This window comes from Aquirufa sp. (assembly GCF_964796385.1).
In genome coordinates this window covers 1-11498 of the sequence record NZ_CBAUBA010000052.1, presented here as the reverse complement: position 1 = coordinate 11498, position 11498 = coordinate 1, and the positions used below count along the sequence as shown (strand labels likewise).

Genomic DNA, 11498 nt, shown 5'->3' with positions numbered 1-11498 from the left:
TATCGAATATAAGAATGGAGACTGCTGGTGGTCCAAGTAATTTAAGTCTATCTATAAATGAGAAGGTAAAAGAATATTTTCAACGAAACAGTACCTTAAAAATCACTGGTCAAAATCCAGATTTACAAATTGAAGGAACCATAGTAGGATACGACTTAACTCCGCAAGCGCCTACCTCTGATGATAAAGCAGGTTTGAACCGATTAACATTAAGAGTTCAATTTCAGTTAACTAATCGATTAGATGAAACTAAAAATTTTGATCAAGAATTTTCATTTTATCAAGACTTTCCTCAAAATCAAACTTTAAGTCAAGTTGAGAAAACATTAATTCCAAAGTTAATAGACCAAATTATATTAGATTTATTCAACAAAATAGCTGGAGATTGGTAATATGGAAACAAATAAGACACAAGAACTTTATTTATTATTATACAAGTACAATCGAAAAAACATAGAAAGTCAAAATATAATCTCGGATTATGTAAAAAAATACCCTTATTTTTTTCTACTTAATTGGAATTTACAGCTTGATTCAATCACACAACGCAAAATTGCCCTACAATCTCCATTTAGATTGCACTACCATCAATCAATTGTAGATGCCCCTTTAGCCTTTACAGAAAATCATGCGAAAAAAAAAGTCTCATTTGAAAATCAAAATGAAATTGTTGATCAATTTTTAACTAATCAACCCACTTTATCAAGAAATAAAAAAAATAGTACTGATAATTCAGACATAGCCGACTTATCAGAAACTCCATATTCTCCTCCAGTATCAGAAACATTTGCAATCATATTGGTAAAACAAGGGAAAATTTCCCTTGCAATTGACATTTACACAAAATTAATGTTGTCTAAACCTGAAAAAAGGCTTTACTTTGCATCTCGTATTTCGGAATTAACCATATTATTAAATCAAGATTGATTATGTTCACCTTATTAATTTCACTGATTATTCTTTTTTCGGCCTTACTTATCGTATTAATTCTAGTTCAGAATCCAAAAGGTGGTGGTATAAGTGGAGAATTCTCATCCTCAGGAGCAACTCAGATGTTTGGCGTACAGAAAACTGGAGATTTAGTTGAGAAGCTAACTTGGGGTTTTTCAATCGCAATTCTTTTATTGGTTCTTGTAACAAATTTTACATTAACATCAGGAGATTCGGAAGGCATACAATCTATAAATGTAGAGAAAGCGGCTGGTAAAACTTTACCTTCTGCTCCTGCGCCAATTAGCGCTCCAGCACCGGCATCAAAATAAGTATACTGACATTATTTCAGTCATTCTTGCGTGGCATGCATATTGTATATGATGTCACGCATTTTATTTATAAATGTGTTTTACAAAAGTTATTAATCTTTTAATTTATACAAACATGTCAAAATTAACTATTAAGCCCTTAGCAGATCGGGTTATCGTTGAGCCTGCTGCAGCTGAAGAAAAAACAGCATTTGGAATTATCATTCCAGATACAGCAAAAGAAAAACCTCAAAAAGGTATTATTGTAGCTATTGGAAATGGGAAAAAAGATGAACCTATAACTGTTAAAGTTGGAGATGAAGTCTTGTATGGCAAATATTCTGGTACTGAGATTACAATTGAAGGAAAGGATTATTTAATCATGCGAGAGTCTGACATTTTTGCAGTTTTATAATTTAGTTAAACCGAAAAATCACTTATACATACTATGGCAAAGGAATTATATTTCGACAGTGAAGCGCGTGAAAAAATGAAGAGAGGGGTTGATACCCTTGCAAACGCAGTTAAAGTTACATTAGGACCTAAAGGTAGAAATGTAATTATTGATAAAAAATTTGGTTCTCCATCTATTACAAAGGATGGTGTTTCAGTTGCAAAAGAAATAGAATTAGAAGATCCCGTTGAAAATATGGGTGCTCAATTGGTTAAAGAAGTTGCATCAAAAACAGCTGATCAAGCTGGGGATGGAACTACAACAGCAACTGTTTTAACACAGGCTATCTACACAATTGGTTCAAAAAACGTAGCAGCTGGAGCGAATCCAATGGATCTTAAGAAAGGAATCGAAAAGGCTGTAGAAGCTATCGTTAAAAACTTGAAAGCTCAATCAAGACCAATTACAACTTCTAATGAAATAGCACAGGTTGCTACAATTTCAGCAAACAATGATTTCGAAATCGGTACAATGATTTCAAATGCAATGGAGAAAGTAGGTCGTGAAGGTGTAATTACAGTAGAAGAAGCACGCGGAACAGAGACTGAAGTAAAAACTGTTGAGGGTATGCAATTTGATCGCGGTTATCTTTCACCGTATTTCGTAACGAATACTGAGAAAATGGAAGTAGAATTAGAGAAACCTTTTATACTTATATCAGAGAAAAAGGTATCATCTATGAAGGAATTACTGCCTGTCTTAGAAGTTGTAGCTCAAACAGGTCGTCCATTGTTAATTATATCTGAAGATGTCGATGGAGAAGCATTGGCTACTTTAGTAGTTAATAAAATTCGTGGTGCTCTAAAAGTTGCAGCTGTTAAGGCTCCGGGTTTTGGTGATCGCAGAAAGGCAATGTTAGAAGATATAGCCATACTAACGGGTGGTACTGTCATTGCAGAAGAGAGAGGATTTAAGTTGGAAAATGCAACAATTGAATACCTAGGCCAAGCTGAAAAAATCATCATAGACAAAGACAATACAACTATTGTAAATGGTGTTGGATCTTCAGAAGATATTACAAATCGTGTAAATCAAATAAAGGCTCAAATAGAAAATACAACATCTGATTACGATCGTGAAAAATTACAAGAGCGTTTAGCTAAACTATCTGGTGGTGTTGCCATTTTATATATTGGTGCTGCTACAGAAGTTGAAATGAAGGAAAAGAAAGATCGTGTAGATGATGCATTACACGCTACTCGTGCGGCTGTTGAGGAAGGTATTGTAGCTGGTGGTGGTGTTGCATTCATTCGCGCTATTAAATCATTAGATGGCCTAAAAGGTGAAAATGAGGATCAAACAACTGGGATAAATATTATTCGTCAAGCTGTGGAGTCTCCATTACGTACTATTGTCGCTAATGCTGGTGGTGAAGGATCAGTAGTAATTAATGCTGTTAAAGCGGGTAAAGATGATTTTGGATATAATGCACGTGAAGATAAATATGAAAATATGATCGCTGCTGGAATTATTGATCCAACTAAAGTAACTCGTTTGGCATTAGAAAATGCTGCTTCTATTGCCGGGTTGCTATTAACAACTGAGTGCGTAATTGCTGATAAACCTGCTGCAGAAGCGCCACATAGTCACGCACCTGGTGGCGGAATGGGTGGAATGATGTAATTATTATTCATATTTTAATAAAAAAACTCCTCATATTTGAGGAGTTTTTTTTATTTATAATTTACTAATGAAACGAATAGCAATAGATATGGATGACGTTATGGCCGATACAACCATAAAAATCATTCAAACAATCAACAACATAACCAATAGTACATATACATATGAAGCGTTAATGTCAAATGACATAAAGCTAAAACAAACGTTTTATGAGGTGTATTTAGAAAATAATTCATTTTTATGGCAACCTGGATTTTTTACCGATTTACCTGTTAAAGAGGGTGCTATTGAAGTAATTAAAGACTTAACTAAATCTTATGAAATCTTCGTTGTATCTGCAGCAACTGAATTTCCTAATTCATTAAGTGAAAAGTTAGAATGGATGAAGAAGCATTTTCCATTTATTACATGGCATAATATTGTATTTTGTGGACATAAACATATGATTCAAGCTGATTACCTAATCGACGACCATGAAAGAAATTTAGTAACATTCACTGGCACACCTCTCCTATTTTCAGCTCCACATAATTTACATATTAATTCGTATGAACGAGTTAATTCATGGTTGGATGTGAAAAGCAAATTATTATAGTTCAATTATGTTCAAAACGAGATTTGGAATAGGTATTTTATTTTTTTTGTGCGGTATAAATTTTGCAACGTGGGCAACAAGAATTCCTGATTTCAAAAAGCTCCTAAATTTAACAGAAGCTGAACTAGGAACTGTACTTATGGGACTGCCAATTGGCTCATTAGTATCACTACCATTAGCAGGATGGTTAATAGCTAAATACAATTCGAAAATAATATGCTTGATTGCAGTTTGTATGTACATATGTATCGTCCCATTAATTGGCTATAGTTCTACTGCATTTCAATTGTTTGGTGTTTTATTTTTATTTGGCATGTCAGGTGATATATTAAACATAGCCATGAATACACAAGTAATTACACTAGAAAATAAACTTTCAAAAATTTTCATGTCATCATTTCATGCTATTTTTTCAATTGGTCTTATGCTTGGAGCTTTGCTAGGTAGCCTAATGATTACAATGAACTTTGGATACAAAATTCATTTTTGGGGAATTGCAATGCTAAATTTAATACTAATACCTTCCTTTTATTACGCTTTATTACCAGATGAAAAGTCAATTAAATATTCAAATGAAGAGTTAGATGCCTCTATTTATAATTTAGATTCATATTTAATCACATTGGCATTAATTGCTTTTTGTGGCATGTTGTGCGAAGGTGCCATGGCAGATTGGATAACACTCTATTTTGAAGAAATTATATCTTCAAATATAATTCCTCAAACAATTGGCTTCACAACCTTTGCGGCAGCTATGGTTTTAGGAAGGTTATTAGGAGATTTTTTATCAAATAAATATAAAGTAAAAAATGTATTAATAATCAACGGAATTCTAATTGCCGTAGGGATGAGTATTACTTTAGTCAGTTATGATATTTTAATTAAAATTTGCGGATGTTTTTTAGTTGGAATAGGTGTATCAACAATTGTACCTATTATTTATTCACAAGCAGGTATGCAAACTAAAATCAAACCATCCATTGCCATTGCGGGCGTCTCAACTATTGCCTATATTGGATTTTTAATTGGACCGGTTATAATTGGTTATTTGGCGGATATTTCGAGTTTGAAATATTCATTAATACTCTTAATCGTACTTGGCTTACTAAGTAGCTTAATTGCAACTATTTTCCTTCCAGATTCAGAAAATTAATATGGTAATTCACTATCAAAAACCCATTTTTGAACTAGAACCTTACATTGATCATCTATGGGAAAAATCTGTAATTGATCAATCTGATATTCCGTACGAAATTGAAACAATATTTCCAGAAGATCAGTTAAACATTACATTTACATTAGGTTTACCTTACCTAAGAGCACAAAAAAATCCATCTGTTTTTGAGAAAATTGATACTCACGTTATTGAGGCTTTGCACACCATTCCAAGTTATTACAAACATCAAATAGGAAATCATATATTCGGAATAAAGTTTAAAATTGGAGGATTGTATCCTTTTGTGGATACGACTTTTAAAGATTTTTTAAATACTACAGTGCCAATATCTAGTTTAATTAAAATTGAATCCGATTTAATTAAAAAAATATTAGAAACTGATCAATTTGAAAAAAGATGTACCATCTTTCAAGAATTCCTATTGCCGCTTCTAAATCCTAAGCGTAAGATAAAATTAGAGCGGCTAAATACATATGTTAATTCAGGGATAGAATTTGGAAATTTAAGTGAATCAGGGTATAAAGCACTAATGAGACTATTTATTGATATCTCTGGAATTACTCCAAAAGAGTATGTTCAAATTAGGCGAATAAATCAATCTTTAGCACAATTTTCACAAAAAAAAGAGATCAAAAGTCATGAATTAGCCGATATGCTTGGATTTTATGATTCAGCACATTTTACAAATGAATTTAAGAAATTCACAGGAAAGACACCTAAGGTCTATAAAGACGAAATCTCGTCTACTGAATCAAATCAGATTGTTCAAGAATTTAGACAGTATATTTCTCCTGAGCACCTATTATTCTACACATCGAAAGTACATGACAATAATATATAAATTAAAAATTTTGAAGTATACCTTCCTAAAATAATATAACATGATGAATAAATATGTACTCTTTTGGTCTATAACAGTTGGCTTAGGTGGTATGCTTTTTGGCATGGATATGACTGTTATTTCCGGAGTTGAAAAAACAATAAAAGAACTATGGCATTTAGATGATTGGACACATGGTTTTGCTATGGCCACTGCACTTTATGGCACGGTAATTGGCGCTGCCTTTGGTGGAATTCCAGCCGATATTTATGGAAGAAAAACGACTTTATTTTGGATTGGATTAAGCTTTTTAATATCATCAATAGGTGCAGCTCTGGCAAATGATGTATATAGCTTTATGATCTTTAGATTTTTAGGTGGATTGGGAATCGGCGCATCCTCCGTTGTGGCACCTATTTACATTTCTGAAATAGCTCCAGCAAAACATCGTGGAAAGCTAGTTATTTCATTTCAACTAAATATTGTACTTGGTATTTTAATTGCTTACGTCTCAAACTATTTAATTAACGGGTTAGGTGAAAATGACTGGAGATTTATGTTGGCAATTGTCGGTTTACCTAGCCTATTATTTTCTATCCTTATTCTTTTTACCCCTGAAAGTCCAACCTTCTTACTTCTTAAAAGAAATGATTTAGTGGGTGCAAAAAAAATATTATCTTTAGTTGATTCGGACGCTGACGAAACTATCAAACGAGTTTTATTATCTAAATCCAATTCAAATAATAAAGAAACTATATTCAATAAGAGGTATTTTAAACCATTACTTCTAGCATTCTTATTTTCCTTTTTTAATCAATTATCAGGAATTAATGCTGTTTTATATTATGCGCCTCGGATATTTGAAAAAGCACATTTGGATGAATCAAGTGCCTTATTACAATCTGCTGGTATTGGAGTGGCCAATTTAATATTTACACTACTAGGGTGGTATTTAATTGATCGTGTCGGGAGAAAAATACTAATGTATATTGGCTCTATTGGTTATATAGTTTCGTTATCGTTAATTGCTTATTCATTTTACAGTGAGTCATTTAATTTTGTCCCATTATATATCTTCTCTTTCATTGCGGCACATGCTATTGGCCAAGGATCTGTAATTTGGGTATTTATATCAGAAATTTTTCCAAATTCAGTACGAGCAACGGGTATGGCTTGGGGCTCTTTAACACATTGGATTTTAGCTGCTTTAATTACAAACTTCTTTCCCATATTTACTACTTTGATTGGTGAAACCTCTATATTCTTCTTTTTTGCCTTAATGATGATAGGGCAATTGGCCTATGTTAAATTTTTAATGCCAGAAACGAAAGGATCAACATTAGAGGAATTAGAAAAACAAATTATAATTCATTAAAAGTTTTAAGCTATGATTCAATTTGATCCGAATAGTAATAAACCTAAATATCAACAACTAATTGATGGTATTGTTAACGCTATTGATCAAAATGAGTTAGGAAGAGGCAAACAGTTACCGTCAATTAATTCAGTTGCAAATGAATTTGGGATGGCTAGAATGACAGTAACTAAGGCATATGATGAATTGAGAGAACGCGGCTTGATTACCTCGCACCATGGAAAGGGTTTTTATGTTGCAAGTACTGACACTAGAAGTTCGATGCATGTATTTATATTAATGGACTCAATGACACCATACAAAGAGATTCTATTAGATAGCATACTTGACAATCTTGGCCAAGAAGTATCACACGCGCTATTCTTTCATTACCATGACATTAAGATTTTTGAAACGTTGATTAATGACAATCTTGGTAAATTCAATCATTACATTGTTCTACCACATTTTAATAAAAGTGTAGCAAAAATTTTAGAAAAAATTCCAAAAGAAAAACTTTTAGTACTCGATATTGATGTTAAGGAATTCGGACAAGATTATTCTATTTTATACCAAAATTTTGAAAAAAATATATATTCTGGTCTAACTGAATGCTTAGATAAAATAAAAAAATATCAAAGTCTGAACTTAGTATTGAGCAGTAAGAGTTTTCAATACACACCTCAAGGAATCATTAAGGGGTTTACATCTTTTTGCGAAAAATATTCAATTACTCATGATATAATATCGGATTTGGAAGAGGAATATGACCTATCAAAAAACCATGCTTACATCGTATTTAGGGAATTTGATTTAATTAAAATGATTAATTGGTGTACTAAAAACCATTGGAAATTTGGTCAAGAAATTGGCGTCTTATCGTATGATGATACTCCATTGAAAGAAATAATTTCAGAAGGAATATCAGTAATTTCAAATGACTTTTCCTTAATGGGTAAGCGAGCAGCCGAAATGATACGTACCAAAGAAAAAGGAAGATTTTCGAATAATTACTACTTTATAGATAGAAAATCTATTTAATATTTAAGTTAACATTAATCCACTCGCCATCTAAGTTGGCATTGAATTTTTTATAAAATTCTATAGCTGAAGTATTCCAATCAAGTACCTGCCACATAAGTCCAGAACAATTACAAAGTCGAGCTTCATCAATGGCAGTATTAAGTAATATTTTTCCAATACCAAAACCACGATAATCCTCTTTTACATACAAATCCTCAAGGTATAAACGTTTGCCTTTCCATGTAGAAAACCGAAAATACCATAAACTAAATGCTGCCAATTTGCCATCATAAAAAGCTAAATTGCATCCATATAGTGGATTGTCCATAAATCCATTTATCAAATAGTCTTCTTCTGTAACAGTGACCTCATTAGCTGATTTTTCAAATAAAGCCAATTCTTTAACTAGACAAATAATGTCTGGAATATCAGATTTGATTGCTTTTCTAATCGTAATCATATTTTTATAAGGTTACGTAATTTTTCCAACAATAGATTAAAATCTTCAGGATATGGACTTGTAAATTGAAGCCATTCATGTGAAGTTGGATGTTCGAATCCTAACGAATATGCATGCAATGCTTGTCTTGGACAAATTTTAAACATATTGTCAACAAACTGTTTAAAATTAGACATTGTACTCATAAAACGAATTTTATCTCCGCCATAGGAAGCATCTGAAATTAAGGGATGGCCCATGGATTGAGCATGTGCTCTTATTTGATGGGTTCTACCAGTTTCAAGATTAAATTTAACTAAAGAACAAAATCCAAAAGTTTCAATTACTTCGTAGTGCGTAATAGCTAGTTTACCAACTTCATTACTTTCGGGAAGAATAGTCATAATCTTTCTGTCTTTCGGACTTCTGGTAATATTTCCGCGAAGCGTTCCTTTTAATTCTTTAGGAACTCCCCAAAGTATAGCAAAATAGGTTCTTTCTATAGTATGATCAAAAAATTGCTTGGCTAAATATGTTAAAGCAAACTCTGACTTAGCGACTACTAAAAGGCCAGACGTATCTTTATCAATTCTATGCACTAATCCTGGCCTAATATTGGTTGAACCCGGTAATTGCTGGCAATGATATAATAAACCATTAACAAGCGTTCCATTCCAATTTCCATGCGCAGGATGAACAACCATACCTGGTGATTTATTTACTAAAAGGATATCAGTATCTTCATAAATTATATTTAAAGCAATATCCTCAGCTAAAACATCTGTATCGCGAGGCGGTTGAGCGAATGAAACAGAAATAATATCTAAAGGTTTAACCTTATAATTAGACTTTATTAAATTTCCGTTCACGCGTACAGATCCCGCTAAAATGCCTGTTTGTATGCGTGACCTACTCGTATTTGATATTTTTAATAACAAATACAAATCAATTCTCATTAATTGCTGACCTTTGTCAACAACAAAATTATAATGCTCAAATAAATCATCTTCTGATTCTAATTGATCTATTTCTTGGTCTATGGACATACATTTATTTGAAAAAACAATATTAAAATTACCGTCTCCTATTCAGGAGTTGAATCATTCCATATTTAAAGAAGCTGAAATCAAGGTATATGTTAAACGTGACGATTTAATTCATCCAATAATATCAGGCAATAAATGGCGCAAATTAAGCGAATATATTGGCATAGCGAAAGAAAACCCTGAATTACCACTTTTAAGTTTTGGCGGGGCATATTCTAATCATTTATATGCTTTAGCCTTCGTTGGCAATCAATTAAATATACAAACAATCGGAATTGTTCGCGGCGATGAATTAACATATACTAGCAATCCATATTTAACCCAAATGCATGAATGGGGAATGAGATTGTATTTCATTAATCGAAAACAATACAAGTTAAAAGTTTGGCCAGTAAATGAAAAGGTATTAGTTATTCCCGAAGGAGGATATGGAGAATTAGGCATTAATGGAATAAGCCAATTGGTAAATGAAGTCACACCTTTCGATCCAACTCATATAATAACTGCAGTCGGAACCGGAACTACAGCCTTGGGAATAAGAAAATTTTGGAATAAGCCAATTTATGGAATATTAACCTTAAATAACCTTGCCGAAATACAAAGACACGAGAACGAATTTAATATAACAGGTAATATATGGTTAGAAGACTACATTATGGGTAAATATGCTAAGAAAACTGATATTATTAATAATTTTTGCGCAACTTTTGAAAATGATCATCAGGTTAAAATAGAACCCATTTATACCGGAAAAATGTTTTATGGTCTTTATGATTTAATCCAAAAAAAACATTTCCCTAGAGGATCAAAAATACTAGCATTGCACAGTGGAGGTATAAAACTACCCAACTGAACCCTCTAACGAAACAGCTAATAATTTTTGAGCTTCGACTGCAAACTCCATCGGCAATTGGTTAAGAACTTCTTTCGCATAACCATTAACGATTAGTGCGACAGCTGTTTCAGAAGATAAACCACGCTGATTGCAGTAAAAAATTTGATCCTCTCCTATTTTTGATGTAGTCGCTTCGTGTTCCACAGAAGCTGAGTTATTTTTAACTTCTAAATATGGAAAAGTATGCGCCCCACACTTATCTCCTAATAATAAAGAATCACATTGAGAGAAGTTTTTAGCATGATCTGCTTTACGTGAAACTTGAACTAATCCACGATAAGAGTTTTGTGAAAAACCTGCAGAAATACCTTTTGATACTATTCTTGATTTACTATGCTTACCAAGGTGAATCATTTTAGTGCCGGTATCGGCCTGTTGGTAATTATTAGTAACCGCTACAGAATAAAACTCTCCTATTGAATAGTCTCCTTTAAGGATTACAGATGGATACTTCCAAGTTACTGCTGAACCAGTTTCAACTTGAGTCCAAGATAATTTAGAATGAGAACCATCACAGATTCCTCTCTTCGTAACGAAATTATAAATACCGCCTTTACCTTCTTTATCTCCAGGATACCAGTTTTGAACAGTGGAGTATTTGACATCAGCCCCTTTGTGAACAAAAATTTCTACAACGGCAGCATGCAATTGATTTTCATCACGCTGTGGTGCGGTGCAACCTTCTAAATAACTTACATATGAATCTTCATCGGCCACAATAAGCGTCCGCTCAAATTGTCCCGTACCAGCAGCATTTATACGGAAATAAGTAGAAAGCTCCATTGGACAGCGAACGCCTATAGGGATATAACAAAATGAACCATCAGAAAA

The 11498-nt window shown here is 32.8% G+C and carries 14 protein-coding genes; 11 read left to right on the top strand and 3 right to left on the bottom strand.

The window, feature by feature from the left end:
- The 10 genes from AC1W6K_RS11410 to AC1W6K_RS11365 form a co-directional block, all read left to right on the top strand.
- The coding region (locus tag AC1W6K_RS11410) for an LptE family protein (protein ID WP_481947583.1) at positions 1-392 on the top strand (392 nt) is incomplete at its 5' end.
- Between the two features lies 1 nt (position 393).
- Entirely contained in the window at positions 394-927 is a 534-nt protein-coding gene (locus AC1W6K_RS11405) for a hypothetical protein (protein ID WP_481947582.1), read from the top strand.
- 2 nt (positions 928-929) lie between these two features.
- Positions 930-1262 carry a preprotein translocase subunit SecG gene (gene secG / locus AC1W6K_RS11400; RefSeq protein WP_481719477.1) on the top strand — a complete coding sequence of 111 codons (333 nt, stop codon included), beginning with the start codon at positions 930-932 and terminating at the stop codon, positions 1260-1262.
- Positions 1263-1377: 115 nt separating this feature from the next.
- Complete coding sequence (locus AC1W6K_RS11395) at positions 1378-1656, top strand: co-chaperone GroES (protein WP_395786308.1); 279 nt, start codon at positions 1378-1380, stop codon at positions 1654-1656.
- Positions 1657-1689: 33 nt separating this feature from the next.
- Entirely contained in the window at positions 1690-3318 is a 1629-nt protein-coding gene (groL, locus tag AC1W6K_RS11390) for a chaperonin GroEL (RefSeq protein WP_481719478.1), read from the top strand.
- Between the two features lie 67 nt (positions 3319-3385).
- A complete protein-coding gene (locus AC1W6K_RS11385) occupies positions 3386-3913 on the top strand; it encodes a 5' nucleotidase, NT5C type (protein WP_481947581.1) in 528 nt (175 codons plus the stop codon).
- Between the two features lie 7 nt (positions 3914-3920).
- Positions 3921-5066 (top strand): MFS transporter, encoded by a 1146-nt coding sequence (locus AC1W6K_RS11380; protein WP_481947580.1) that lies wholly within the window; start codon positions 3921-3923, stop codon positions 5064-5066.
- 1 nt (position 5067) lies between these two features.
- Positions 5068-5931: a helix-turn-helix domain-containing protein gene (locus AC1W6K_RS11375; RefSeq protein ID WP_481947579.1), complete on the top strand. Its 864-nt coding sequence runs from the start codon at positions 5068-5070 to the stop codon at positions 5929-5931.
- A 40-nt stretch (positions 5932-5971) separates the two neighbouring features.
- Positions 5972-7285, top strand: coding sequence for a sugar porter family MFS transporter (locus AC1W6K_RS11370; protein ID WP_481947578.1), 1314 nt, complete (start codon positions 5972-5974; stop codon positions 7283-7285).
- A gap of 12 nt (positions 7286-7297) precedes the next feature.
- Positions 7298-8305, top strand: a complete 1008-nt coding sequence (locus AC1W6K_RS11365; protein WP_481947577.1) for a GntR family transcriptional regulator — start codon at positions 7298-7300, stop codon at positions 8303-8305.
- Here the strand turns inward: AC1W6K_RS11365 and AC1W6K_RS11360 are convergent.
- Both AC1W6K_RS11360 and AC1W6K_RS11355 read right to left on the bottom strand, forming a co-directional pair.
- On the bottom strand, positions 8298-8747 hold the full coding sequence (locus AC1W6K_RS11360) for an N-acetyltransferase family protein (protein WP_481947576.1): 450 nt from the start codon (positions 8745-8747) through the stop codon (positions 8298-8300). The genes AC1W6K_RS11365 and AC1W6K_RS11360 overlap by 8 nt on opposite strands.
- On the bottom strand, positions 8744-9772 hold the full coding sequence (locus tag AC1W6K_RS11355; protein ID WP_481719484.1) for an RluA family pseudouridine synthase: 1029 nt from the start codon (positions 9770-9772) through the stop codon (positions 8744-8746). The genes AC1W6K_RS11360 and AC1W6K_RS11355 overlap by 4 nt, the downstream gene beginning before the upstream one ends.
- On the opposite strand from AC1W6K_RS11355, the gene AC1W6K_RS11350 reads away from it, so the two are divergent.
- A complete protein-coding gene (locus AC1W6K_RS11350; RefSeq protein ID WP_481947575.1) occupies positions 9765-10625 on the top strand; it encodes a 1-aminocyclopropane-1-carboxylate deaminase/D-cysteine desulfhydrase in 861 nt (286 codons plus the stop codon). The two genes, AC1W6K_RS11355 and AC1W6K_RS11350, sit on opposite strands and share 8 nt — an antisense overlap.
- Here AC1W6K_RS11350 and sufB read toward each other — a convergent pair.
- A partial coding sequence (gene sufB, locus AC1W6K_RS11345) for a Fe-S cluster assembly protein SufB (RefSeq protein WP_481947574.1) occupies positions 10614-11498 on the bottom strand: 885 nt, incomplete at its 5' end. The two genes, AC1W6K_RS11350 and sufB, sit on opposite strands and share 12 nt — an antisense overlap.

What these genes read in the sequence shown, in the direction of transcription:
- AC1W6K_RS11405 (WP_481947582.1), top strand. Translation starts at nt 394, where the DNA reads ATGGAAACAAATAAGACACAAGAACTTTATTTATTATTATACAAGTAC.
- secG (WP_481719477.1), top strand. Translation starts at nt 930, where the DNA reads ATGTTCACCTTATTAATTTCACTGATTATTCTTTTTTCGGCCTTACTT.
- AC1W6K_RS11395 (WP_395786308.1), top strand. Translation starts at nt 1,378, where the DNA reads ATGTCAAAATTAACTATTAAGCCCTTAGCAGATCGGGTTATCGTTGAG.
- groL (WP_481719478.1), top strand. Translation starts at nt 1,690, where the DNA reads ATGGCAAAGGAATTATATTTCGACAGTGAAGCGCGTGAAAAAATGAAG.
- AC1W6K_RS11385 (WP_481947581.1), top strand. Translation starts at nt 3,386, where the DNA reads ATGAAACGAATAGCAATAGATATGGATGACGTTATGGCCGATACAACC.
- AC1W6K_RS11380 (WP_481947580.1), top strand. Translation starts at nt 3,921, where the DNA reads ATGTTCAAAACGAGATTTGGAATAGGTATTTTATTTTTTTTGTGCGGT.
- AC1W6K_RS11375 (WP_481947579.1), top strand. Translation starts at nt 5,068, where the DNA reads ATGGTAATTCACTATCAAAAACCCATTTTTGAACTAGAACCTTACATT.
- AC1W6K_RS11370 (WP_481947578.1), top strand. Translation starts at nt 5,972, where the DNA reads ATGATGAATAAATATGTACTCTTTTGGTCTATAACAGTTGGCTTAGGT.
- AC1W6K_RS11365 (WP_481947577.1), top strand. Translation starts at nt 7,298, where the DNA reads ATGATTCAATTTGATCCGAATAGTAATAAACCTAAATATCAACAACTA.
- AC1W6K_RS11360 (WP_481947576.1), bottom strand. Translation starts at nt 8,747, where the DNA reads ATGATTACGATTAGAAAAGCAATCAAATCTGATATTCCAGACATTATT.
- AC1W6K_RS11350 (WP_481947575.1), top strand. Translation starts at nt 9,765, where the DNA reads ATGGACATACATTTATTTGAAAAAACAATATTAAAATTACCGTCTCCT.
- AC1W6K_RS11355 (WP_481719484.1), bottom strand. Translation starts at nt 9,772, where the DNA reads ATGTCCATAGACCAAGAAATAGATCAATTAGAATCAGAAGATGATTTA.